General features: G+C 36.3%; 27 protein-coding genes and 1 tRNA gene. 1 reads left to right on the top strand and 27 read right to left on the bottom strand.

Translation table 11 applies throughout. The annotated features are described in order from the left end of the window. Nucleotide 1: 1 nt before the first annotated feature. From Gferi_RS26690 to Gferi_RS26585, 22 genes are all read right to left on the bottom strand, one after another. Nucleotides 2–184 carry a hypothetical protein gene (locus Gferi_RS26690; protein WP_069981137.1) on the bottom strand — a complete coding sequence of 61 codons (183 nt, stop codon included), beginning with the start codon at nt 182–184 and terminating at the stop codon, nt 2–4. A gap of 71 nt (nt 185–255) precedes the next feature. Then, nucleotides 256–879 carry an MBL fold metallo-hydrolase gene (locus tag Gferi_RS26685; RefSeq protein ID WP_069981136.1) on the bottom strand — a complete coding sequence of 208 codons (624 nt, stop codon included), beginning with the start codon at nt 877–879 and terminating at the stop codon, nt 256–258. A gap of 12 nt (nt 880–891) precedes the next feature. Continuing rightward, nucleotides 892–1,341 carry a D-aminoacyl-tRNA deacylase gene (gene dtd, locus Gferi_RS26680; RefSeq protein WP_069981135.1) on the bottom strand — a complete coding sequence of 150 codons (450 nt, stop codon included), beginning with the start codon at nt 1,339–1,341 and terminating at the stop codon, nt 892–894. Nucleotides 1,342–1,362: 21 nt separating this feature from the next. Further along, nucleotides 1,363–3,531: a RelA/SpoT family protein gene (locus Gferi_RS26675; protein WP_069981134.1), complete on the bottom strand. Its 2,169-nt coding sequence runs from the start codon at nt 3,529–3,531 to the stop codon at nt 1,363–1,365. Nucleotides 3,532–3,679: 148 nt separating this feature from the next. Then, nucleotides 3,680–4,192, bottom strand: a complete 513-nt coding sequence (locus tag Gferi_RS26670; RefSeq protein WP_069981133.1) for an adenine phosphoribosyltransferase — start codon at nt 4,190–4,192, stop codon at nt 3,680–3,682. A gap of 221 nt (nt 4,193–4,413) precedes the next feature. Beyond that, nucleotides 4,414–6,096 (bottom strand): ABC1 kinase family protein, encoded by a 1,683-nt coding sequence (locus Gferi_RS26665; protein WP_083273786.1) that lies wholly within the window; start codon nt 6,094–6,096, stop codon nt 4,414–4,416. Between the two features lie 100 nt (nt 6,097–6,196). Further along, nucleotides 6,197–7,078 (bottom strand): protein translocase subunit SecF, encoded by an 882-nt coding sequence (secF, locus tag Gferi_RS28575; protein WP_069981132.1) that lies wholly within the window; start codon nt 7,076–7,078, stop codon nt 6,197–6,199. A gap of 16 nt (nt 7,079–7,094) precedes the next feature. Then, nucleotides 7,095–8,354, bottom strand: a complete 1,260-nt coding sequence (gene secD / locus Gferi_RS28570) for a protein translocase subunit SecD (RefSeq protein ID WP_069981131.1) — start codon at nt 8,352–8,354, stop codon at nt 7,095–7,097. Nucleotides 8,355–8,468: 114 nt separating this feature from the next. Then, the gene (locus Gferi_RS26650) at nt 8,469–8,972 is read right to left on the bottom strand and encodes a gamma carbonic anhydrase family protein (protein ID WP_069981130.1); all 504 of its coding nucleotides are present in this window, start codon (nt 8,970–8,972) and stop codon (nt 8,469–8,471) included. Continuing rightward, nucleotides 8,973–10,334 (bottom strand): thioether cross-link-forming SCIFF peptide maturase, encoded by a 1,362-nt coding sequence (gene scfB, locus Gferi_RS26645; RefSeq protein WP_069981129.1) that lies wholly within the window; start codon nt 10,332–10,334, stop codon nt 8,973–8,975. It abuts the gene before it with no gap. Between the two features lie 100 nt (nt 10,335–10,434). Further along, nucleotides 10,435–10,575: a six-cysteine ranthipeptide SCIFF gene (gene scfA / locus Gferi_RS26640; protein ID WP_069981128.1), complete on the bottom strand. Its 141-nt coding sequence runs from the start codon at nt 10,573–10,575 to the stop codon at nt 10,435–10,437. 67 nt (nt 10,576–10,642) lie between these two features. Next, nucleotides 10,643–11,038, bottom strand: a complete 396-nt coding sequence (locus Gferi_RS26635) for a TIGR04086 family membrane protein (RefSeq protein WP_069981127.1) — start codon at nt 11,036–11,038, stop codon at nt 10,643–10,645. 138 nt (nt 11,039–11,176) lie between these two features. Beyond that, entirely contained in the window at nt 11,177–11,458 is a 282-nt protein-coding gene (yajC, locus tag Gferi_RS26630; protein WP_069981126.1) for a preprotein translocase subunit YajC, read from the bottom strand. 91 nt (nt 11,459–11,549) lie between these two features. Continuing rightward, nucleotides 11,550–12,668 (bottom strand): tRNA guanosine(34) transglycosylase Tgt, encoded by a 1,119-nt coding sequence (gene tgt / locus Gferi_RS26625; protein ID WP_069981125.1) that lies wholly within the window; start codon nt 12,666–12,668, stop codon nt 11,550–11,552. A 22-nt stretch (nt 12,669–12,690) separates the two neighbouring features. Continuing rightward, on the bottom strand, nt 12,691–13,716 hold the full coding sequence (gene queA, locus Gferi_RS26620; RefSeq protein ID WP_069981124.1) for a tRNA preQ1(34) S-adenosylmethionine ribosyltransferase-isomerase QueA: 1,026 nt from the start codon (nt 13,714–13,716) through the stop codon (nt 12,691–12,693). 12 nt (nt 13,717–13,728) lie between these two features. Then, entirely contained in the window at nt 13,729–15,390 is a 1,662-nt protein-coding gene (locus tag Gferi_RS26615; RefSeq protein WP_069981123.1) for a SpoIID/LytB domain-containing protein, read from the bottom strand. 152 nt (nt 15,391–15,542) lie between these two features. Beyond that, nucleotides 15,543–15,755 carry a DUF2905 domain-containing protein gene (locus Gferi_RS26610; RefSeq protein ID WP_069981122.1) on the bottom strand — a complete coding sequence of 71 codons (213 nt, stop codon included), beginning with the start codon at nt 15,753–15,755 and terminating at the stop codon, nt 15,543–15,545. A gap of 15 nt (nt 15,756–15,770) precedes the next feature. Beyond that, on the bottom strand, nt 15,771–16,784 hold the full coding sequence (ruvB, locus tag Gferi_RS26605) for a Holliday junction branch migration DNA helicase RuvB (RefSeq protein ID WP_156782499.1): 1,014 nt from the start codon (nt 16,782–16,784) through the stop codon (nt 15,771–15,773). A gap of 20 nt (nt 16,785–16,804) precedes the next feature. Further along, nucleotides 16,805–17,401, bottom strand: a complete 597-nt coding sequence (ruvA, locus tag Gferi_RS26600) for a Holliday junction branch migration protein RuvA (protein WP_069981121.1) — start codon at nt 17,399–17,401, stop codon at nt 16,805–16,807. Nucleotides 17,402–17,418: 17 nt separating this feature from the next. Continuing rightward, nucleotides 17,419–17,913: a crossover junction endodeoxyribonuclease RuvC gene (gene ruvC / locus Gferi_RS26595; protein ID WP_069981625.1), complete on the bottom strand. Its 495-nt coding sequence runs from the start codon at nt 17,911–17,913 to the stop codon at nt 17,419–17,421. Nucleotides 17,914–18,040: 127 nt separating this feature from the next. After that, entirely contained in the window at nt 18,041–18,712 is a 672-nt protein-coding gene (locus Gferi_RS26590; RefSeq protein ID WP_069981120.1) for a BofC C-terminal domain-containing protein, read from the bottom strand. 95 nt (nt 18,713–18,807) lie between these two features. Beyond that, on the bottom strand, nt 18,808–19,383 hold the full coding sequence (locus Gferi_RS26585; RefSeq protein WP_069981119.1) for a hypothetical protein: 576 nt from the start codon (nt 19,381–19,383) through the stop codon (nt 18,808–18,810). Nucleotides 19,384–20,027: 644 nt separating this feature from the next. Between Gferi_RS26585 and Gferi_RS26580 the strand changes: the two genes are divergently transcribed. After that, complete coding sequence (locus tag Gferi_RS26580; RefSeq protein WP_069981118.1) at nt 20,028–20,948, top strand: DUF2935 domain-containing protein; 921 nt, start codon at nt 20,028–20,030, stop codon at nt 20,946–20,948. A gap of 111 nt (nt 20,949–21,059) precedes the next feature. On the opposite strand, the gene Gferi_RS28395 is transcribed toward Gferi_RS26580, so the two are convergent. From Gferi_RS28395 to Gferi_RS26560, 5 genes are all read right to left on the bottom strand, one after another. Continuing rightward, nucleotides 21,060–21,156 (bottom strand) — tRNA-Sec (locus Gferi_RS28395). A gap of 255 nt (nt 21,157–21,411) precedes the next feature. Beyond that, a complete protein-coding gene (locus Gferi_RS26575) occupies nt 21,412–22,569 on the bottom strand; it encodes a tyrosine-type recombinase/integrase (protein WP_069981117.1) in 1,158 nt (385 codons plus the stop codon). 115 nt (nt 22,570–22,684) lie between these two features. Continuing rightward, a complete protein-coding gene (locus tag Gferi_RS26570) occupies nt 22,685–22,906 on the bottom strand; it encodes a MerR family transcriptional regulator (RefSeq protein WP_069981116.1) in 222 nt (73 codons plus the stop codon). A gap of 120 nt (nt 22,907–23,026) precedes the next feature. Next, nucleotides 23,027–24,028 carry a hypothetical protein gene (locus Gferi_RS26565; protein ID WP_069981115.1) on the bottom strand — a complete coding sequence of 334 codons (1,002 nt, stop codon included), beginning with the start codon at nt 24,026–24,028 and terminating at the stop codon, nt 23,027–23,029. A gap of 126 nt (nt 24,029–24,154) precedes the next feature. Further along, nucleotides 24,155–25,852: a DUF927 domain-containing protein gene (locus Gferi_RS26560; RefSeq protein ID WP_069981114.1), complete on the bottom strand. Its 1,698-nt coding sequence runs from the start codon at nt 25,850–25,852 to the stop codon at nt 24,155–24,157. Between the last annotated feature and the right edge of the window lie 310 nt (nt 25,853–26,162).

The raw sequence follows: 26,162 nt of genomic DNA, 5'->3' as shown, positions 1-26,162 counted from the left end.
ACTAATAACGGATTGTCATTTCATTTTTTAGCTTCTTTACATAGTTTCCGCTGATTCCTAATTCTCTAGCAATTTCTTCATCTGCTAATCCCGATTGAACCATGTCGATAAAATCATGAAAGTCAATGTCCACAAATTGATTCATGTTTTTTCTGCCTAAATAGTATCCAATCTTTTTATCCATATGAAAATCAGCCCTCCTAAAGATATATCTTTTGTTATTTTGACCCGTTACAGAGAGGGCTATGCATTTTCCTACTGATTTACAAATGGATTTGTCAGTTTTTCGATACTTATCGTTGAAGCAGGTCCATGTCCGGGCATAACCTTTGTTTCATCAGGCAACACAAACAATTTTAATAGAATGGATTGGATAATACTCTTAAAAGAACCACCTTCCAAGTCTGTTCTGCCGATAGAGTTTGCAAACAAGGTGTCCCCGGTGAATACTACATCTTCAACAAAAACACATGTACTTCCAAGCGTATGTCCAGGTGTGTGAAGTACTTTTAATTTAAGATTCCCTAATTCGATAATCTCTTGATCCTCTAATAAACGATCTGCTTCTATTTCAATTTTTGGCCCGCTCATGAAACTAGATAGGTTTTTTTCTGCATCCTTTAAAAGATATGCATCTTCTCTATGAATCAAAACAGGTACCTTCTTTGCTGTAAGGATATCTGCAATCCCTCCGATATGATCCCCGTGCCCATGGGTAAGCAATATAAAAGAAAGTTCCAGTTGCTGCTCCTCAATAAATTTTAAAATATCTTTTGCATCCCCGCCCGGATCGATAATAGCGGCTTTGCCAGTTTCCTCACAGGTTATAACGTAACAATTTGCAGCATATATTCCTGCCGGTATCCGCTCAATCAACAATGATATCTCCTCCTAAAAATTTCTCTGGCTATCAACAAGCATAGTGACAGGACCATCATTACATAGGCTTACTTCCATATGGGCTTGAAAAACTCCAGTTTCTACCTTTATTCCCTTTGCCCTACACTGTTCAACAAAAAGCAGGTATAGCTGATTTGCCTGTTCAGGTCTAGCTGCGCTGCTAAAGCTTGGTCTTCTGCCCTTGCGACAATCCCCTAGCAATGTGAACTGGGAGACTACCAATAGCTCTCCCTGAATATCTATTAATGATAAATTCATCTTATCATTTTCATCCTCAAAAACTCTTAAATTTGTAATTTTATCTGTCATATACTCTACATCCTTGAGGTCGTCAGATTCTTCTACCCCAAGCAATACTAAAAAACCTTTTTGTATTTCTCCAACCCGTTTCCCATCCACTACAACAGCGGCTTGGGTAACTCTCTGCACAACTGCCCGCATCTTATTCCTCCTCGTGCTTGCTTAGGAAGTGACTCGATACACATCCATAACGCCCTGCATGGTTTTAATTTTATTCATTAGTCTATCTAACTGCGCTATATTCGTAATCTCAATGGTTAAATTGATAATAGCGATTCTCTCTTTGTTGGTTCTTGCATTGATCGCTGTAACCGTCAGCTTTGTTTCCGATAATACATTTGTTATTTCTGATAATAAACCCTTTCGGTCCGATGCGATGATCTGTATTTCAGTTTGATAAGAAATTTGACGGCCCTCATCCCACTCTACTTCAATGAAACGGTCTAAGGATTCGTAATCATCAGCCATATTGGGGCAGTCTTTTCTATGAATAGAAACACCACGGCCTCTTGTAATAAAACCAATAATTTCATCTCCAGGAACAGGATTGCAACATTTTGAAAAACGTACCAATATATTGTCAATTCCCTTAACCTTTACTCCCTGATTTCCTTTGTTTTCTTGTCGGGGTTTATACTGCTTTGAATGGGAACTGATGAGATCTTCCCCGGATTTCTCCTCTTTTTGAGCCAATTTATACATTTCTTTGAGCTTTGGTATAACTTGGTTCATCATAATGCCGCCATAACCAATGGCAGCATAAAGATCATCAATCGTATTTAAATTGAATTTTTTCGTTAATTGACTTAACCACTGAGGTTTTAGCAATGCTTGAACATCATAACCACTTCTCCGTGCCTCTTTCTCAAGCATTTCTTTTCCCTTTTCAGTATTTTCTTCTTTTCTTTCCTTTTTAAACCACTGACGAATCCTATTTTTAGCTTGTGTACTCTTTACGAACTTCAGCCAATCTCTGCTTGGACCATTACTATGACTTGAAGTTAAAACTTCGACGATATTGCCATTTTTAAGTTTATAATCTAAGGGTACAATTCGGCCGTCTACTTTGGCACCTATACAGCTATTTCCGATGGCAGAGTGAATTTTATAAGCAAAATCTACAGGTGTAGAGCCTGCAGGCAGGTCCACCACATCGCCCTTAGGTGTGAATACAAAAACCTCATTCGTAAATAAATCTATTTTTAAAGATTCCATAAACTCTCTAGGATCGCTAAGGTCTCTTTGCCACTCCAATAGCTGACGGAGCCAGTTAAGTTTGTCATCCATATCCTCTTCGGCACTGCGGCCTTCTTTGTATTTCCAATGGGCAGCAATACCATATTCTGCAATCCGATGCATTTCTCTTGTTCGAATCTGTATCTCAAAAGGTTCACCCTTAGGGCCGATTACTGTAGTATGAAGGGATTGATACATATTGGGTTTTGGCATTGCAATATAGTCTTTAAATCTTCCGGGAATCGGCTTCCACATAGTATGAACGATACCCAATACACCATAACAGTCCTTTATGCTATCTACAATAATCCGTATAGCTGTTAGGTCAAATATCTCTTCAAAGGATTTATGCTGGTAAACCATTTTTCGATAAATACTGTAAAAATGCTTAGGACGACCGCTAAGTTCAAATTCAATATTTACACTGTATAATGCTTCTTTTAATTGTTTTATTACTTGATTAATATAATCTTCCCGCTCACGTCTTTTTTTGGCTACTTTTTCTACTAATTCATAGTAGCCGTCAGGATCAATGTATCGAAGGGACAAGTCTTCCAATTCCCATTTTATTTTTGATATTCCCAAACGATGGGCAATAGGAGCATAAATCTCAATGGTTTCCATGGCTTTTTCTTTTTTCTTATTCTCGTTCATATATTTTAGGGTTCTCATGTTATGGAGACGGTCTGCAAGCTTTATGATAATTACACGTATATCCTTAGCCATGGCAATAAACATTTTTCGCAGGCTCTCAGCCTGCCTTTCTTCTTTTGTCTCATAGGTGAAGTTCCCCAGTTTGGTAACACCTTCTACAAGAACTGCTACTTCCTCACTAAATTCTTTTTTAATTTGGTCATAGCTGTATTTTGTATCTTCAATCACATCATGCAGCAGTCCTGCTACAATTGTAGAATCATCCATTTCCAGCTCAGTAAGAATCCTTGCCACCTCAACAGGGTGAACAAAGTATTTTTCACCTGATTTTCTAATCTGGCCTTCATGAGCACTTTCAGCGAAGTTGTATGCCTTTATTATCAGGCTCAAATCACTGTTTGGATTATATTGTTGTATTTGCGCCAGCAAGTTCTCTAACATATTATCACCCTATTATTACTACTTGATGTAAAATTATATAGTCTTAAAAATATTAAATATATTATATAACAAAAGAATTAAAAAAAACAGTATACAATACACATATTTGTCAAAATAGAAAGAATAAGTGGTTGGGTAACCAACCACTTTAATACTTTACCAATGACCTTACATCGTATCCTTCAAGGCGTTGTCTGCCTTCTAAGTATGTTAGCTCTATTAAAAAAAGAACACCTACGATAATTCCACCAAGTTCTTCAATTAATTTTATTGTTGAATAAATTGTTCCGCCAGTTGCCAATAGATCGTCTGCAATAATAACCTTTTGTCCGGGTTTTATCGCATCCCTATGTATTTCTAAAGAATCACTTCCGTACTCCAACTTATATTCATAACGTATGGTCTCACCAGGCAGCTTATTCGGTTTTCTCACGGGTACAAATCCTTTTTTCAATGCATAAGCTAACGGAGTCCCTACGATAAAACCTCTTGATTCTGGTCCAATAACCAGATCAAAATCCTTATCTTCAACTTCCTTTACAAACTGATCTATTGTATAATGAAAAGCTTCGCCATCATTTAATAAAGTCGTTATATCCTTAAATCGTATACCTTTCTCAGGAAAATCAGGTATCACTCTAATTTTATCTTTTAAATCCATTTATATTCCCTCCGTTTTCTACAAGTACCAAAAAAATCTCAGTACTTGACAAAATTATATTTTTTACTTATCCTTACCACAATGATTTTAAAATTATACAAAGCTTTTCTAAATATTATATATATGTCGAAATAGATACAATTCATTATATGACATATTTTCCATGTATTCAATAGTATGTATTAATTCTTCAAATTTTCTAATTATCCTGCAAGCTGGCTTTATTTATTCTTATTGATTTTACTGCGGTGTACATAGATGAAAAAGAGAATTACTAGCGTTAATGCTGCACTATATCCGATCAATCCAATTTGATTCATCTGTAAAATATAACGAAAACTTGAAGTGCTTGTAATGAGATGAGATGAAGAAAGCATTAACGCTGCGATTAATAGACTGATAGAGAGGCGATTTCCCGCTTCCTGCAGTGAGCATGCTAGTTTTTGTACACCAATCTGATCTACAATAATTTTAATTTCATTCCGCTCTAATTTGTGTAAAAGACTTTTTAAATATCTGGGAAAATTCTTCAAGGATGAAAATAAGTCATCAGCATAATCAATTCCCTCATAGAGAATCTTCTTTGGATTGAAGCGGTAAGCAGAAATCTCCCCAATAAATTGGCTTGCAATATTTGAAACACTAAAATCTGGATTTAGCATTTTAACGCAGCCCTCTAAGGTAATCACTGCTTTTGCCAGTATTGTAAACTGCAGCGGCAATTTCACCCTATTATGATATGCAATCTGCATAAGGGCCGAAACTGCTTCACTCATATTTAATCGTTTTAGCGGAGTGTTGTAATATAGATTTAGAACAAAAGAGATATCTTCCTTCAATCTTCTGATATTTGTGTCCTCAGTAAGTGCATCGATCTCTACTAATAGGGTAACAATTTTATCGATATCTTTTTTTGCTCCTGCAATGAACAAATCTGCTATAAAATTCATCGTCTCTTTATCTAGATAACCTACGATTCCAAAATCTATAAAAGCAATCTTCTTCTCATTTACTACAAATATATTTCCGGGATGTGGATCGCCATGGAACAATCCGTGAATAAAAACCTGTTTCATAAAGGAAGTAGCAATCAAATCTCCGATTTCTTTTATATCCCAGCCTTTCATTTTTAAGGTTTCAGTATCCGCCACTTTCACCCCATCGATCCTTTCAAGGGTAAGAATTGTTTTTGAAGTATATTCCCAATATACTTTAGGGATTAATACATTGGCATGACCTTGAAAGTTTTCTCTGAATTTTTCTGTATTTCTTGCTTCTATCGTGTAGTCAAGCTCACGATTGATGGAGTTGGAGAATTCATGAACGACTTCTACTACTTTGAAAGGCATTTCACCCGGATAAAATTCATCAAATAAAGTAGCCATCTGCAGTAAAATATCAATATCTTTAGCAATTACTCCTTTAATATTGGGTCTTTGAATTTTCAATACAACATCTTCCCCGGAATACAGCTTTGCACAGTGAACTTGTCCTATGGAAGCAGCTGCAGTTGGTTCAGAGGAAAAGTAGTGAAAATCCGCCGTTATATTCATTCCCAATCCGCTGCTTATAGACTTCTCAACTAGAGAAAAGGGGATTTTTGATGCGTGGTCTTGCAGCTTGGAAAGTTCAGAAATAACTTCTTCAGATACAATATCCGGCCGCGTACTTAGAATCTGTCCCAGCTTAACAAATGTAGGCCCTAATTCCTCTAAGGCCATTCGAAGCCGTTGTCCTGCAGTAAGCGAAGTATTAACACGCTTCATCTCTACGATCCAATTGGGCACCAGCCCTTTATGATATAGTCTTTCCACAAAGTAACCGAACCCATATTTAACCATAATGTCTGCTATTTTTTTATATCGTTTTAAATGTCGATAACCCGGTAAAATTTTTCTTTTCAATATAAACACCAACTCTGCAAAAAATAAAAGAAAATGGTAATACACTATTTAATAGTATTACCATTTTCTTACATGAAATATAAGCTTTAAAACATGTTACTTAAACAGCGTTATAGCGATTTCTTTTTTTCTCCCAATTCTTCCATAGTGTCCATACTGGACTAGCAATAAAAATAGATGAATAGGTACCTGTAGCGATACCCGCAATCAGGGGAAGAGCAAATTGGCGGATTGCATCTACACCCAGAATATAAAGCATGATAATTGATAATAAAGTAGTAAAAGAAGTGTTGATAGAACGTACAATCGTCTGATTAATACTTAAATCTGCAATTTCTTCAAAAGTAGCCTTTTTCATAAATTTTACATTTTCTCGGATTCTATCGAATACAACAATCGTATCATTGATGGAATATCCTACAATTGTTAGAATTGCTGCTACAAAAGAACTGTTTACAGGAATTCTAAAGATGGCATATACAGATAACACAATAAATATATCATGAAGCAATGCAATAATGGCAGCAACCCCGAATTTGAATTCGAAACGGAATGTGATATAAGCCAACATTCCTAAAGCAGCAATAGCAATAGATAATAGTGCTCTATTTCGAATCTCTTCCCCAATCGCCGGACCAAATTGCTCCGCTTGTAAAAAATCCTCATCCTCCAAATTATACCTTTCTTTAAAGGCATTGAAAATTTCTTGTCTTTGATCGTTATTAAGATCTGCTTTTGTCTTGATGATAATTTCATTTTTTGCCTGACCTGCATGGATGATATCTGCATCTAGGGCAAAATCTGCGATAACATCTTTGATTTCATCAACCTTTACTTCCTGTCCTAAATTGAACTGCATCATTGTTCCGCCAGTAAAGTCAATTCCCATATTAAGGCCGTTCATCATTCCCATTATTAAGCCAATTGCAATAATGGCAATAGAAAGGCCGAACCATAGCTTGGTTTTATTCATAATCATCATATACTATCGCTCCTTTCTATGCCCCATACAATTTCGTATTTTTAAAGATATTAATATTAATGAACAGCTTTAATAACATTTTTGTAATGACTACCGCTGTAAACATACTCACGCCTATACCGATCATCAAGGTTACTGCAAATCCTTTGATAGGACCGGAACCGAACTGAAACAATACAATACCTGCTATCATTGTGGTAATGTTGGCGTCGAGAATTGTTGTTAACGCTCTTGCGAAGCCTGAATCTACTGCGGCTCTCAAAGACTTCCCATTTCTAAGCTCTTCTTTCAGCCTTTCAAATATGATTACATTTGCATCTACTGCCATACCAATGGATAATATCAGACCTGCTACACCCGGCAATGTAAGGGTTGCACCAAATCCTATAAATACATATAAAACAATTAATATATACAACAATAACGCAATGCTTGCGATTAAACCAGGTACTCTATAATAGATCAACATGAATAGTAGCACCAAAGCAATACCAATTTTGGCTGCGTCAATACTCTTGTTTAGTGAATCCAGTCCTAACGTAGGACCTATCGCTGAGGTTTGCACCTCTGTGAGATTAACAGGCAGTGCTCCCCCTCTAATCAAAGCAGCCAGGTTAGATGCTTCGTCAATTGTAAAATTACCGGTGATGACAGCCCTGCCGTTTGGAATCTCTTCTCTAACCTCAGGGGCGGAAATGATTTGCTCATCTAAAATAATGGCTATAATTCTGTCATTGATATCTGTAGCAGCTGAAACTTCTTTTGTTGCAGCTTGAAATGCTCTCGCACCTTCACTATTAAATTCTAGAGATACTGAAGGAACATTTCCTTTATTGCTTTCAAATACAACTTCAGCATTTTTAACCTGATCTCCACTTAGAATAACATCTCCATTTGTTTTAACAAATTGAAGCTGAGCAGTTTTTCCAATCATATCAATAGCTTCTTGTGCATTCTTTGCTCCAGGAAGCTCTACTCTAATTCTTTTATCCCCTTCACGAACGATGTTGGGCTCAGTAAGACCCATGGCATTTACTCTTCTTTCGATTACTCCGAGAGTTTGTACCATGATTCTGTTTAATTCATCTCCTGTTGCATCAGTTTCTGCTTCCAATACAACAAATACACCGCCCTTTAGATCAAGACCCAGTTTCATCATATCGCGTACAGGACTGATTTGAGTGTCACCTATTTGAATTCCATTGATGCCGATAAAGGCTCCAGCACCTATTATTGCTACAATGAGTAAAAGAATGATTGCATTTTTTATCTTCATTGTTTCTGAACCTCCTTATTCTTTTCATAAAGCTATTATACCGTTAGCTGTAAAGTGCGTCAATCAAATATATATTCCAATATATATAAATACCTAGTCTAATTCACATATATCCTACCGCTTATGATTATTAGCCATTTCTACATAATTTAATGCTGAAGCCTTAAGCTTCTCTCGGTCTTCCTCAGTAAGCTCTCTAACGATCTTAGCAGGGGAACCCATAACAAGAGAGTTGGATGGAATTTTTTTGCCAGGAGGGACTAGGGAACCTGAGCCAATGATTACATGATCGCCAATTTCCGCACCATCCAGTACAATGGCCCCCATTCCTACTAAGACATAATTGCCGATATTGCAGGCATGGATAATTGCATTATGACCAACCGTTACATGGTCCCCAATATTCGTAGGCATGTTTGAATTAATGTGAACTGTACAGTTATCCTGGATGTTTGTATTTTCACCGATGGTTATATGGTTGCCATCACCGCGAACAACTGTTCCATACCAGACGCTGGCATTTTTTTTCATCGTTACACGGCCAATCACCGTCGCATTTTCTGATATATAACAACTTTCATCTATATTTGGCTTTATTCCCTGGTATTCAATAATCATTTAATTATCCTCCTCTGATAGTAATTTAGCTTGAATCATTAATGCACATTCTATTCTTTTCTTTTCCATTTCACAGCCGATTTCATAGGGGCGATTCACATCTTGATAGAAATTGTATGCATTGGCATGGCATCCGCCGCTACAATAAAATTTAGCCCAGCATTCTCTGCACTGTGGTTTATTATAAATGTGAGCATTTCCAAATTCTGTTTGCACTTCGCGGTTAAATTGCTCATCCAGTATGTTCCCCATTTTAAAATGCTCATTTCCAACAAACTGATGACAGGGGTAAATATCGCCCTCCGGTGTTATGGCTAAGTATTCAGAACCTGCACCACATCCAGATACGCGTTTAATAACACATGGACCTTGATTTAGGTCGATCATGAAGTGAAAAAAGTTAAATCCTCTATTGTTTTTCTTCCTTTCTACATATTCTTTAGCAAGTATTTCATATTGTCTAAAGATTTCCGGCAGATCTTCATGTCGAATCGCATAGGGTTTATCTGCTTCTGTTACTACGGGTTCTACAGAAGTGTTTTGAAAACCCAGTTCAGCCAAATGAAGCACATCTTTTGCAAAATCCAGGTGCTCTCTTGTAAATGTGCCTCTTACATAATAGTTCTTGTTTTTTCTCATCTCTGCCATCTTTTGAAGCTTGGGGAGTATGATATCGTAAGTACCGTCCCCCTTTAGGGTTTTTCTCATATTATCATTTACTTCTTTTCTTCCGTCTATGCTCAAAACCACATTTTCCATATGTTCATTGATGTAAGCCATATTCTCCTCATTCAATAGAATTCCGTTTGTGGTGAGGGTAAACCGGAAACGTTTATTGGCAGACTGTTCTTTGCTTCTTCCATAGTCAACAATCCGCTTTACAACCTCCAAATTCATCAAAGGTTCTCCACCGAAAAAATCTATTTCCAAATTTCTTCTGTTTCCAGAATGCTCTATGAGAAAGTCAATTGCCTTCATCCCTACAGTCTCATTCATAAGACTTCTAGTACCCTTGAAATCCCCTTGGGAAGCAAAACAATATTTACAGCTTATATTACAGTCATGGGCTATATGCAAACATAAAGCTTTTACTACCGGCCTTCTATTCTGAAAGGAAGGGTGTGCCTCATAGGAATCCTGTGTAAAGAGTAATCCGGCGGTCTCTAAAGCCTTTATTTCATCCAATGCATCTATTATTTCTTGCTGCTCATATTGATTTTTAAAAATTTGCAGCAGCGTATCCTTATCTTCTTTCTGATAAAAATCTAAAAGATTATATACAATCTCATCAATAATATGAACTGCACCACTATTTACATCTATTAAGATTCTCGTGCCATCCATTTCAAATTTATGAATCATTTAGTACCTCCTTTTTCTTATCTACAGCTATCTTTCTTCAAATTATGAATAAATACGCTAAAAAGCAGTAATATATTCATATTACTGCTTTTGGTATGTATTATTTATTTTCGCATTCTTGATTTGCTACCGTACATGAAGTCTTGCAAGCGGATTGACAGGAAGTTTGGCACTCTCCACATCCACCCTTTGCAGCACTATCTTTTAGTGTTGCATTCGTTAGCGTTTTTATATGTTTCATATAATACTACCTCCTCTAAGATTCGTTCAATGTAAATTATACCATAAACATTTTTTTTGTAAAAGCTTTATTTCATATTTACACCGATCATTCCGCCAATTCCACCGGAGACCAATGCGGTTATTGTTCTGTAAATAGTCCAACGATCCAATGAAAAACCTTCTACAAAAATCCAGCTCATTATAAAAAGAAGTAAAATATAAATTAATCCAGTGAGTGCACCATTTAGCCATCCTTTTCTTTTTAGCTTGATTCCAGTATAGGTGCCGCTAATAATAATGCTAATGACTAATACAATTGAAGTAAAAATCGGTAATATAGACTCAGAAATATTGGTATAGGTTATCATGAGTGCCATAATTAAAAATATAAGGATTGAAAAAAGATATGCAGCAATAATACCTTTTAGATATACCCATATTGGATTCAACCAACCTGTCTCAGGCGTTTTATTTGATTTCATTTTCTTCACCTCGCACAAACATTCTTTATAGCATATTTATGCGGCGGTTAAGGATTTATTACTGTATCCTGTATTTATTTCAATTGTTCCAAAGCAGCATAATGGGGATGTATGATTACATCCCCATGTGTTAATTGTTTATTCAATCGTTTCGTTCTTATTCAGGTTACCTACTGCCCATCTTGAAATTTGAAGTTTTGTCTTATCTGCGCCAACTTCAATTGTCAATACATCTTCCTTAATCTTTATAATCTTTCCGTGGATTCCACCAATTGTAACAATATGATCTCCAACTTTTATATTACTTCTCATTTCTTTAACCTGTTTATCCCGTTTTTGCTGCGGTCGGATAATTAAGAAATAAAATATACCAATAAATATGGCTGTCATGATAATTGGTGAATAAGCACCTGCATTCATTTATTCTCCCCCTCTCTATTGTTCTTGGTATATATTCAACATAAAATTCATAACTCCTTTTAAACCTTTAAAGAATTTGTTCAATAAACAATTAAACCTCGTATCCATACTTTTGGAAGAATTCCTTACGGAAATCTAATAGACGATCCTCCATTATCGCTTTTCTGATTTGTTTCATAAGATCTATTAAAAAATGAAGATTATGATAGGTTACCAGTCTTGCTGAGAGGATCTCTTGCGCTTTATACAAATGTCGCAAATAGGCTCTGGAATAATTTTTACAGGTATAGCATTCACAATTTGGATCCAGCGGAAGAAAATCTTCTGTGTATTGCGCATTTTTTATGACTACTTTGCCTACAGATGTCATAGCTGTACCATTTCTTGCAATTCTAGTAGGCAAAACACAATCAAACATATCTATACCGCGAATCACACCTTCAATAAGGCAGTCCGGTGTTCCTACACCCATGAGGTATCGTGGTTTATTTGCAGGCATCCAGGGTGTTGTGTATTCAAGGACTTCATACATCAAATGCTTAGGCTCTCCCACACTAAGTCCCCCTACTGCATAACCGGGAAAATCCAGTTCTATGATTTCATTTGCACTTTGTTCTCTCAGGTCTTTATACATTCCACCTTGAATAATACCAAATAGTGCCTGTTGATCTGGCTTTTGATGCGCTTCTTTACAGCGCTTGGCCCACCGGGTGGTTCTCTCTAAGGAATTTTTAACATAGGTATGTTCAGCGGGATAGGGTGCACATTCGTCAAAAGCCATAATGATATCAGAACCCAAAGCGTTCTGAATTTCAATGGCTTTTTCCGGGCTGATAAAATGTTTAGACCCATCCAAATGAGAACGGAATTCTACCCCTTCCTCTGTAATTTTTCTTAGATCTCCAAGACTAAAAACTTGAAATCCTCCACTATCTGTTAGAATTGCTCTATCCCAGTTCATAAACTTATGCAAGCCTCCAGCCTTCTCTATCAGTTTATGACCGGGTCTTAGATATAGATGATAGGTATTGCTGAGTATAATCTGAGCTTCTATTTCTTTTAATTCTTCTGTTGTCATTGCCTTTACTGTAGCCTGGGTACCAACAGGCATAAAAACAGGGGTATCAATCGTTCCATGGGGTGTATGCACTCGGCCTAACCTTGCACCGCTTTGCTTACACACTTTAATGTTTTCATATGTAACCGTCATTGGGGTTCAATCCTCCTAAAAACTAATAAATAAACATTGCATCTCCAAAGCTGAAAAATCTATATTGTTGTTGAACAGCTTCATTGTATGCATTTAAAATGATTTCTCTTGTACTAAGCGCGCTGACCAACATAATCAACGTAGATTCAGGCAAATGAAAATTCGTTATTAAACAGTCAACAACTTTAAAAGAATAACCAGGGTAAATGAAAATTTCCGTCCAGCCAGAGCAAGGCCTAATCGAACCATAATCATTGGCAATACTCTCTAATGTTCTTATAGAGGTTGTACCAACAGCGATGACTCTCCCGCCATTTTCCTTTGTTTTATTAATCTTCTCTGCAGTTTCTTCCGTCATGACATAATACTCTCCGTGCATCTTGTGATCTAAAATATTATCCGCCTTTACCGGGCGAAATGTTCCTAGTCCCACGTGCAGGGTAACAAAAGCAATCTCAACACCTTTTTCTTGAATAGCCTGCAATAGCTCCTGAGTAAAATGAAGGCCAGCTGTAGGTGCTGCCGCCGACCCCTCGTGCTTCGCATAAACGGTTTGATAACGTTCCTTATCCGCCAAACTTTCTTTTATATAGTGAGGCAACGGCATCGTACCCAATTGATCTAAAATTTCTTCAAAGATACCTGAATATTCGAATTCGACAACCCGTGCTCCTTCTTCCGCCAATGCGATGATCTTTGCCTTTAAAAGACCTTCACCGAAAATGATTGTGTCGCCAATTTTGGCTCTTTTTCCTGGTTTGACTAAGGTTTCCCATTGATTATCATGAATCCGTTTCAATAAAAGAAATTCAATTTGTGCTCCGCTATTTTCACGAACCCCGAAAAGTCTTGCAGGAATAACCCGTGTATTGTTTAATACAAGGCAATCCCCTGGATTTAAAAACTTTATAATCTCTTTAAAATGTCTATGTTCTATCTCCCCTGTACGTTTATTCAAGAGCATTAGCCTAGACGCATCCCTATTTTGAAGTGGTGTTTGTGCAATTAGTTCTGGGGGCAAATCAAAATAAAAATCTTTTTTCTGCATGTATATTACTCCTTATTCAACCTTTACACCAGTATAGTAGTAGGTTAAGATTTGTTCGTAGGTATATCCTTCTTCAGCCATTTTTTTCGCGCCATATTGACTCATCCCCAAGCCATGTCCCCAACCTTTCCCAGTAATCATAATGTCGTCAGATATTCCTGATTGGGCAGTTTTATACTCAGACCCATCAAAAATATAGGGTGTTTGGAGGGTACTGCTTTCTTTCAAGCCCTCGCCAGTCATCAAATAACTGTTCTTAATATTTACTTTCTGGGGTGGTAATGACAGATCCGCCAGTATATATGTCTCACCACCGCCTGCATTGATTGTAAAATAGGTACTTTTGATATTATTATAACCAAATATGGCTCGAATCTTATCCTTCTCTAAAATTTTCTTTCCTGAAGTTCCATTGATCTCTAACTTTATAGCCCTTCCATTTCTCGAGTATTCTGTAACACGCATATCTAAAAGGCCACCAACATCTAACCCTGCTGCCACCAATATGTCCTGGACTTGTTTTTTGGACATGGTATAAGTCCAACTATCGTTTGGCGCGCCAATGGAAAACGGATCCTCTATGCCGCGGATGTAGGCGATAGGATTGGTCCATATATTTTCACTGTCCTCCGTTCGGCCGCCACTATTGGAGTGATAATAGGCTTCAATCGGTTTTCCGTTAAAGGTAATCAATTTTCCTTTTGTATCATTTACTGCTTTTGTGCTGGTTGGATGTTCAATACTATAACCCCCATAGACTTGACAGTGGGTTCCAGCACATAGATCAAAACCATATTGTCCATGGACATTGATACGATTCACTGTATAATTTCTTGCTGCAACAGCTTGCGCTTTTTGTGCCTCTATAGGCCAAGAACCAGACACTTCTCTTGGGACTACTCCATAAAGATATTCCTCTAATCCCAAATTGTTGATAACTGTAAGATCACTGCCTGAAAGTCTCTTTATTATTATACTGCCTCTAAAGGTTTTCCCATCTAAACGTACGATATCTGCAACACCTTTATCCGGCACAGGGCGAAAATGAAATTCTGTGCTGCCAGGATTGTACATCGAAAGTACTTTTCCCGCTTTCGTTAACACTTGAATACGTCCACTATTTTGCTGTATTATTGAAAAATCTGTTTGTGGCACCTGATTCTTTAAAATTTCTATTCCATTCTGTGCGTTTGCTGTGGTTGTATATAAACCCTGCCAGACTTTCCATCCATTCTCATAGACAATATATAGATTTGCAATTTTCCCACTTAAGCTATTCAGAAACGTTTGTGCATCCTGCCTAGTGTTAAAATTCCCCCCCACTTGTATATGTATTGGACCTTGTATGTTGGCATTGCTCCCATCACGCTGTTCCTCAAAGCTATACTCAATAAAAGAACCATTCATATTCATAAAATAGCTGTCTTTTCGAACGATAATATCATCATTTTCTATAAAGCTGTCGATGGCATTAAATTGATTGCCTGTATAGAATCCTAATTCTAATCCACTCTGTGAATATAATAAAACCAAGGGGGCAGCCGTATCTTGAAAACGAATTCCGACTTTTATATCCTGTGGCAGCTTTGAGGAATCGGCTGCATCTACAGATAATGGTAGTACCAAGAGTATAATACAGAGGGCGGCAGATATTAAATGGCGGAACCTATTCATTTTCTTCTCTCCTTCTACATGAATATCTTTATATCATTTACTTTCGACAAGATTATGGAATATCCTGCATTTTATCCCCTGCTGTAATAAACTTGAAATATTCTTGAAATTATACTAATTCACACATAAAAAAACTGCCTCATCGGAGACAGCTATCTTCTAAATAACAAATTCAACAAAATGGTTAATACAATACTGGCAATAATACTTGTCATAACAGGAAAATAGAAGGTGAAATTTTCTTTTTTATAATAGATATCTCCAGGTAATCTTCCTAAGCCCAATTTAGATCCTAAAAACAGGATCGTCCCTGTCACTATAAGTAAAATTCCAATCATAATAATTGTTTTTCCCAAAGATTCCATAAAAAACTCCCCTCTCTATTCTTGGATGGTCAATCCCAAATGTTCATATCCAAGCTTCGTTACAACACGCCCTTTTGGTGTTCTCTGCAAAAATCCCATCTGCAGCAGAAAAGGTTCATACACATCTTCAATGGTGTTTCTCTCTTCTCCAGTTGATGCAGCAAGGGTATCTAATCCTACAGGGCCGCCATTAAATTTTTCTATGATCGTTAATAGAATGTTCCGGTCGACACTATCTAATCCCAATTCATCGATCTCCAATAATGCTAATGCATCTCGTGCAATATTGAGTGTAATAATGCCATTCCCTTTTACCTGGGCAAAATCTCTAACTCGCTTTAACAGCCGGTTGGCAATTCGCGGTGTTCCCCTTGACCGCCTGCCTATTTCTATTGCTGCTGGTTCCTCGATTTTTGCTCCTAAAATAGTTGCAGAGCGCATAACGATTTTGTTTAAATCTTCCGTATTATATAAATTTAGTTTGCAAATAACACCAAAACGATCTCTCAAGGGAGATGTTAAAAGTCCAGCTCTTGTAGTAGCTCCAATTAATGTAAATCGTGATAAATCTAATCGAATGGAGCGGGCACTAGGTCCCTTCCCGATAATAATATCCAGCGCATAATCCTCCATTGCGGGATACAATATTTCTTCAACGGTTCTGTTTAAGCGGTGGATTTCATCAATAAACAACACGTCGTTTTCCCCTAGGTTTGTAAGTATTGCTGCTAAATCTCCAGGTCTTTCGATGGCTGGTCCAGAGGTGATCCGGATTTGTACTCCCAATTCATTAGCGATAATGCTGGATAGTGTAGTTTTCCCTAAACCAGGAGGTCCATACAGCAGCACATGATCTAAGGATTCTTTTCTCATTTTAGCAGCATCAATAAAAATTTTTAGCTTTTCCTTTGCTTTATCCTGACCGACATATTCATCTAGTGTCTTTGGCCGAAGGGTTGTTTCCAGTTCAAAGTCTTCAGTTTTTACAGCATTTGTCATAAACCTGCTATCTTCAATTTCGTTAATCATTTTGTACCCCTCTTTCTACTTTACCTTGCCAAAATTCGTAGAGCATTTTTTATGAATTGCTCTAAACTGCTGCTGGATTCGGATACTTCTGCTATGGCTGCTATCGCTTCGTTTTTTCCATAGCCTAAAGAAACCAAAGCGTCAACTGCCTCATGCAGTAGGTCTCCACCTGATTTAGGCATAACAACAGACTTTCCTTCCATTGTTAAATCCTGTGCATGAATCTTTTCTTTTAACTCTAAAATAATCCGTTGCGCAGTCTTTTTACCAACGCCATGGGCTTTGGTAAGTCCAGTCACATCTTCAGAGAATATCATTTCTGCAAGTTTTTGATGTTGAATAGATGATAGAATACCTAACCCTACTTTCGCACCTACGCCTGAAACCGTCGTCAATAATTGAAACATTTTTAATTCTTCCCTTGAAGAAAAGCCGTATAGACTAATGTCATCCTCCCGTACTACCATTTGGGTATAAATGGTAACTTGCTCTTTATCTCCATTAATGTCAGACACCGTTGCCAAAGAAGTAAATATCTTATAGCCTATATCACGGTTTTCGAGTACGATAAAATCTTCACCAACATAATCCAATCTACCTTTTATAAAATGAAACAAATAGACCCCTCCAAATATTACTTTATTTTAAACATACTTCCAAAAACACCGGAATGGGCATGACATACCGCAACGGCCAGTGCATCTGCTACATCATCGGGTTTTGGAACCTTCTCTAAATTCAAAATTGTCTTCACCATAGTTTGCATCTGCTTTTTATCAGCACGTCCATAGCCAACAACTCCCTGTTTCACTTGTAATGGTGTATATTCATAAATATCTAATTTTGCTAAGGATGCTGCCAGAATTGCAACTCCTCTTGCCTGTGCCACCATAAAAGCTGTTTTCGTATTCTTATTAAAGAATAATTCCTCAATTGCCATGGCATCCGGCCGATATTTCTCTAATAGCTCTGTTAACGAATTATAGATGATTTCTAAACGGGTTGGCAAACTTTCACCAGCACTCGTAGTAACCGCTCCATGACTTATCACACGAAAATGATTGCCTTTATATTCTATGACTCCAAACCCAACGATCGCAATTCCTGGATCAATGCCAATAATTATCATAACATGCGCTCCTTTTATCATTTCCAAACATATATTCGATATGTACATAACGAAATCCTTCTTTATTCTATCACATCCTCCGTTCAATAAATATGCAAATAAAAAAAAGTGCAATTTTACATGCACTTTAACTGCTATAGTCTTCAATTATTTGATTTACACCATCCATGCCTTTTACCACAATGCCTTGCTTTAGTTTTTCCCTATCCACTTCTGTTAAAGCAGAGACAGGTATATTTGTCTGTTCTAATAAAATTGGATTCCCCTCTTCATCTACATTAAAAATAGCGATGAAGCCATTACTCTGCTTTACAATATAATGATTAGGTGAAATTGCATCCTTTATGCGGTAAAGTTCTACTAAATCCTTATTTAATTCACGAATATCCCATTCACTATAAGCATTTTGCAGATAGATACTGAATTCCTCTAAACTTTTCCCTATCATTTCACTTGGAATTTTGTTTTCTCTCGTGATGGTATCCCGTGTTTTTTCAAAATATGTTCTTAAAAGAAATCTTGTATTATTGGTGATAATATTGTCTTGATTTGCTACAGGTTCTTCTATCTCATAGGGCATTTCTACTTCTTCAGGTGGATAATCCGGCTCTTGTTTCTCTGTATTTTCTTTTGTGTCATTCGGAACTTCTGCTGACAAATTTAGTGGATCTACGTTTTCTTTACTTGGTTTATTGAGAATTTTTGTTTCATTACTGATATAGCCATATATGAAGCTTGCCAAGAGCAGAACAACGCAAGCCAAAACATATTTTCTTCTACGTCTTCTTCTTCTTAACATATGTATCCCTCCAATCTATCTAGCTGTTTATTATAACCATTTTCTAACAGCTTATACAGATCAGAAAAAAAACTCCCTAAAAAGGGAGCATTTGTCTACATTTGTAGTAAAACCTCATAATATACGGTATGGGTATAAGACTGTATTAAATCCACAAAGTTTTTGCTGTTAAAGGACACTTGTAGAAGATTATCAGCTAATAATTTTCTAGTCAATAAGCAATACTGCACCTGTTTTCCATTCGTCTGAAAAGTGCATTTCACCATATTATAATTTTGTATATCCGCTTCATTAAATTCATAAAGATCAAATAAAGCCTGCTCTATTATATGATGCTCTATTGAACTAACCACTGTTTCATCATGAAAGTACTTGCATAGCAGAAAGCCGCTAAATAATTTTAACAAATTTTTTTGATGGACTTCAGTGATATTTTTCTCATACTTTCGCAGCAAATTTCCATGGCTGCATAGGGCTTGGTTGTGCGCATCATAAAGAAACTCGATACACAGCATCCCTGCACTATGTAAAATATTTGACAGCAGCGCTCTTGTGCTGTTTTGTATTACAGCACTTTGTATTTTGTCTTCAATGCCATCAAACCAAGGCAGCTGACGATTGTATATACGGTTTTTTGTCGGTCCAATGCTAGGAGTAATCGGTGTACACATAGGATCACCTCAAAGATTTTATATAAATCATTATACTACATGTTTTGCATTCTTTCAAAAATTTTTCGAATATTGGAAATTATGGCCTTGTAAAATACGCTCAAATGTTTATCCTATTCCATAGGCAGGCATAATTCATTCGACATTTTCCGTATTTCTATCCAAAAATATTGACATGTTTTGTCATTTATAATAGAATGAACATGAAAACAATTCACTAATTACCCATATTATTTGTTTTTTTATTGTATTAGTCCTTTGGACTATTTTTTTTTGCTTTGATTTCTAATTAAAAATCAAAGGAACTTTTTTAATGTAATCCAGGTTCTAAGTTTACCTTCCCATTTTCCGCCATAATATTGCCTAAGGTAATATTAGCCGGGTGTTTAAAATGGATTTTGAAAAAAAGATCTGTTTTAAGAAACACTCCAAATAATCCTCCCATATGAATGAAGAGAATATTTTTGTGCTCTTTCATGTTTCCCTTCCGAATTTCATTTACAAGGACTATACATAGCCTTTCTTGTGTACAGAGGATCTAATATAATCCCTTCACATTTATCCTAAAAGAAAAGAGTAACTATTTATGCAACGTAAACATAATATATATTGTAGTTAAAATATTTTTCAAGGAGGAATATGCTTTGCTTTCAAGTATAGATTTCGTTCGTCAGTCATTAGAGGTACATCTTTTTTTTGCAAGAATTATGAAAGAACACTCATTTTTTCTTGAGGTGGGGTTTACACCAAGAGATGCAAATTTTACTCAACAAGCAGATGATTTTCGAAGAGAGTTTGACAGTCTTTTAGGAGAAGTTGTTTCACTTTCAAATGGTATTGTAAGTCCTAGTGTACTTCAATCAGGTGAAGTGATAACACCTTATACCCTTAATGCTGAAATGGCTTCATCATACTATACGGGAGTGCGTATAGCAACTGAATTGACTCAAGCGGAAGCTTTATTAATGGGTGGATGCTTAATGATAGCCAACCCAATGCTTGATCAAAGAGTATTTTTAATTAACCAAAGGGCTATGTGTTTGATCGCCGCATTAATACAGTTTAAGGCTACAATTTTATCCAATGTTCTATCCTGCAAAATGTTTACAGTCAATTATCCATTATTAATAGACCATATAATGCGAGAAGCCAAATTTTATTTGGGAATAGTTAAAAGACTTCAAAATAGGGAAAACATAAATATCGAAAAAGAAGCTATGGAGCAGGAATTATTCTGGAATAGAATTATGGCAGAACATTCAAAGTTTATTCGTGGATTACTTGATCCTACTGAGAATGAGTTGATTAATACAGCCAACAATTTTAGTAATGAGTTTGACCAATTGACAGCAGAAGCAATGGCAGCTATAGACATGACAATACCCTTGATGAAGGTCACGGAGGATAGCCTAAACGCTACGCAAAGAATTCGTGATTTTAAGGAACAAGGAACGCAAGGACTGGTAGAATGTAAAATTAAATCGATCATTATTCCGTTATTGGGCGATCATACATTACGTGAAGCAAATCACTATTTGAGACTTTTGAAGATATTTGAGAAATAGTTACTGCAAATGTAAGCATAAGTTTACTACAATAAAAAAAGCATGAGGCTACCACTACGGCAAGCTTATGCTTCACTTTACAAATATTTATATCCTTTTTGCATAGTCTATTGGCGGGAGTATGTGGGAATCGAACCCACCTGAGAAGCTCCTAACCCCTCAAACTGGTTTTGAAGACCAGAGGGCACACCAGCACCCATCTACTCCCATATGTTACTGATTGTTGACACTTGACCATTATAGCATACCTATTTTTATTGTTCAACTGAAATTATCTTGAAATTGTCGTCTTGTGTCGCCCTTCCGCCGCCGTAATAGGAATAGCTGACGAAATCTAACTAAAACTAATTAAAACTCTGACTCATCTCTATTGTTATAAAATCAATGTATTTATAGTAATTTCAACTATGGAAATTCCTTTGATTTTAAGTTGCATACATTTAGCATATCATCAGTCCTCCTTCTAACCTATTTGAAATATTCCTGTTTCTATTCTATTAGCTGCCTCTTCTTCAACCTCATTATAAACATGGGAATATAAGTCTAAAGTAATTCCAATAGATGAATGTCCTAATCTTGTGGATGCTACTTTGGCTGCTACACCATACTTTAGCAGTAAAGAAGCATGGGTGTGTCTTAGGTCATGAAATCGTATTTCTTTAAAGTCATGTTCTTGTAAGAAAATATTAAACCTATGTGACAGGGTGCCTGGTATGGTTGGACGTCCATCTTCTTCGCAGCATACTAAATCATTGTTTTCATAGGTAGCTCCTAGCATTAATCTATACAAGCCTTGCTCCTTTTTATGTTTCTTTAGGGTTTCTAAAATTGAATCCGAAACAACTAATGTCCTTTCACCAGCCGTACTTTTGGGAGACTTAAATATAAACTTTTTATCTACATATGCTAAGCTGGTTTGTACTTTTATTTTCTTGCCTTCAAAATCGATCGCTGACCACTTTAGCCCTAGTACTTCACCCCTTCTCAATCCTAATCCAACACCTAACACTACTGGTATTTCCAATTTAGTTCCCTTCACATATTTCAATAATTTCTTAACTTCCTCTTCATCATAAACAGTGGCTTTATAATCTTTTGCTTTAGGAATTGTTACTGCTTCGGCTGGGTTCCTCTCAATTACACCTAGCTTTACTGCCTGTTTTAAAGCTGACTTTAAATTTGCATGAATGTGTTCTATGGTTCTAGCTGAAAGAGGTTTGTTTGTTTTAGAATGATTTTCTTGAGAGAGTTTGTTATAGAATTTCTGTATGTCTAGAGCATTTAAGCTCTGAAGCGGTATATGCCCTAGATTTGGCACTATATGACCAAAAACATTTGCTTTATATCCTACTATTGTTGTAGGAGACAAGTTTGGCTCAACATATGTTTCCATCCATTCTTTTAAGAAATCTCCAAAACTGGTTTTGGTAGGCTCAATGTAAGTTCCATTGTTTAACTCATTTAAAATTTTCGTCATAATCTTTTGAGCCTCTTTCTTAGTTCCCTTAACTGACTTGTAAATTCTTTTTCTTTCCCCTTTTTCGTCCACTCCGTTTTCAATCACAATTTGCCAGGATACTCCACTTTTGTATTCTCGCTTTCTAATATGACCACTCGCCATTTTTGTACCTCCTTTTAATATTTCTAACTTGAATAGTTGCTGTTAGCAAGCCAGTATTGCTTTGCTGAAAACTAAAAAAGGTACAAAGACTAAATAGTCCCTGTACCTTTATTTTCTAAGCCTCTAAATTGATTACTTTACTCTCATCACTATGGAGCCATTCTACAAAACATTTTTTAGGCACTCTATAGACGTTGCCTATTTTAATATACTTCATATCACTATATTTGATAAGCTTTAGCGATTTTATATAGCCAATTCCTAAAATTTCAGCAATCATTTTAGCGTTTAATATCTCTGGATAATTTGAAAAAGCTTCTGCATAGTTAATATTCATACTAAGCACTCCTCTCGTATTAACATAATAATAATATATATTTCAAGCCTTAACGTTTACAAAAAGATAAGGGCTGGTATCCTTTAATAGCAGCCCTCATTATGGTACTTATGATTAATTTTATATCTCACCATCATTAATAATTTTAATTATTGCATAGGGGAAACCTTCAAATTCTCCGTAGGTTACATCATGGAAAGTAATGGAGGTTCTATTACTGTAATCTAAATTGAACTTTTTAGTGATCTCCATTACTAGTGGACCAGAATAGATTATGCTCTTTCCACCAGTTTTGCTGATTTTGAAATCATTGCATTTAAAAGGTAGCTTTACACCAATTATTATAGAATTGCTATTAGTGCCAATTTGTACTCTTTCAGGAAGTTTTAATTTAAGCATAAGATCTCTACAAAAAGATAATCTTTTGCCATTTTTCAATGAATTTATAATGGACATAATACCTGCACTACCAATGACTCTACTTATACTCTGACTATCAACAGAACTATATTCATCAAAGATTGGTATAGCATTTTCAAAAGCCTGATTTATAAGTGATACATCATCGTGATTCTGTTTAGTAATATCACCCGTAGTTAGGTAATTTCTCAACATTGGTTCTGCTATTTTATTTTGACTTAAATCAACTGTATCTTTATCATTTATAGCTTCTGTAGCCTCAACTTCATGCTCATCAAATATATCTATAATTGTATCATCCTCCTGATTGTCTACAGCATCTATCTCTAAATTCTCAATTACCTCCATACCTGCCTCAGCCTCCTTATCCTCAGTAATCTCAACTTCTAACTCTTCAAATATATCTGTGCTTGAATCATCCTCCTGATTATCTACAGCATCTATCTCTAAATTCTCAATTACCTCCATACCTGCCTCAGCCTCCTTATCCTCAGTAATCTCAACTTCTAACTCTTCAAATATATCTGTGCTTGAATCATCCTCCTGATTGTCTACTGTATCTGCCTCTAGATTCTCAATTGCCATCATATCTACCTCATCCCCCTTATCCTCACAAACCTCAACTTCTAACTCTTCGATTACCATGTCGATGTCCTCCTCAAATTTCACCACAGATTTTTTGTCACTTAATTTTTTTCTCATTATAATTGCTCCCCTCGTCTAAAGTTTGATATTGCCTCATTTAAATTGGTTTCGCCGTCTACATTGCCTCCAACAGTGTTAAAAGAATTGCTTAGCATATTAAAACCTCCTAATTATTACAATGTTTTAATCCTCTAATTCAAGCTTATTATCTAGATTAACAACTACAACTCGCTGCTCCACCCCCTTTTTAAACAGTTTTCGCTTCCTCGTAAATTTACCCTTATCAGCATCAATAACCTGATTCTCCCTCCACTCATAAAGAATTCCTTCTACATCAGTAAAGCCTCCACTTTGGAGAATTTTGTTTAGCTGTTCCCTTGGAATTAACACCTGTGACATCTTATCCCTCAACATTTCAATCCTACCCATTAGCTCACCAGCAGGAAGTAGTTTATCTTGATATGACCGTTTACTCATATCATAGGTTTCGACATCATCCTTAAAGACAAACTTATTGATATTCCTAGTAACTTCCGACTTGAAAAATTCATATGCTTTTAAATGCAGCTTCCTATCCTCAGATTGCTGCTTATCAGCCTCTATTAACAAATCCAGAATTTTTGAGTGGTCAAAATTAATATTAAGAGCCTTCCTAGCAACTTTAGCTGTCAAATAAACAACGGCAATTTTGTCTGCAATTCTGTCAGTGAAAGCATCTTTAGCTGTTATTCGCTCCAAAACTTGTTGCTTGCACTCCTTAAACAGCTTAATCAGAGATTCATCATCAATCTTGTTAAGATAACTAATGAAATTGACACCCACATGACTGTAATTTTCTAGTAAACCAGCTTTAAGCTTTTCTGCATTTTCAGCAGACTTGGTCCATTGGATGTGTCCAAGCTCTAAAAGCCTTACTCTTAAACCATTATTATGATTACTATTACCCAGAAGCGAATTCTCTGCTGTAGAAGCTACAGTACCTGACCACTCATCATTAGAATTACGTTTCTTCACAACACCGTTTTTATCCGCTCTAGCCTTCTCAATTCCATCAACTATCTGATAAATCATCTTTGTATATTCTGAGTTAACTTTTGAAGAAGCTTCATCAATTGCCAATGGCATACCATGTAGCCCCTTCATGAGACCAAGTAGAGCATTGTCTGTGGCTAGCCAAGTCCTAATAAGACCGTTATTATATTTACTCGGGTAACCAAAGGGTGCTGTAGCTAACATTAAAGCTGTAGTCTTACCAGTAGTTGAGTTGCCGTAAATATGAAAGAATAATACATCTAGTCCCAGTAATTTTCTGAGCCTTGACGCAACAGGTGAGGATAGCCCTAGTGCTAATGCTAGTTCTAAAGGGGGATGTCCTAAAACCTCTTGCTCAATAAGCTGGTTAAAGTTCTCCCTATTACCCTTCGGAGCTATGTTGAGTTGTCCTTTATAGGAGGAATTAAAGCCTCCTCCAATGACATTATGATGTAAATACACTAATTTACCATTAATATCAGTCCAGCCTAGATTTTCATGAATATTAAAATGCTCTGCCTCTTCTTCAGTACACAGTAGATACTCTAAAACTTTTGTCACATTAAAATCCGTTACGTCTAGCCCTTTGGCTGGAAGCACATTTAGCAGTTTACTTTTTACAAAAACCTCCCTTGGTAAGGTCATTGTCTTAATCTCTTGGTTGTGAACATATTCTAATTCAACCTGAACATCACCAGTTACGATGTTAGTTTCAACTCTTATGACCTTTAAGTAGCGACATAGATAGAGGTACTTCTTTGCTTCTTGATTGTAGAGAAATACTCCATTGTCCTTAATTTGATAATTCACATACCTATGGCAATTATGACCTTCAATTGACAGGCTCATCGTATCACCCCCTCTCTCTAAGATAATATTGAACTGAATACTAAGCCCTAATTAATTGGTCCATCAATATTTTTTCACTAATTCTGTGACACCTGTAGGCTATCAACTCTCCTTTCAATGTACTGACTACTATTTACTGGCTAGCAGCTTTACCTCCTTTCCCTAAGATGCTATTGAAGATAATCATATCTATACACTATAATTGTTTAATAGCTAACTTTTTCACTAATCTTGTGACACTTCATGACTATTACCTACTCTATAGCGGTTCTAACCACTCTTTACAGACTAACAGCCTTACCTTCTTACT

The sequence above is a fragment of the Geosporobacter ferrireducens genome, assembly GCF_001750685.1.
Taxonomy (GTDB): Bacteria; Bacillota; Clostridia; order Peptostreptococcales; family Thermotaleaceae; genus Geosporobacter; species Geosporobacter ferrireducens.
This window is presented reverse-complemented; position numbering and strand designations above follow the sequence as displayed.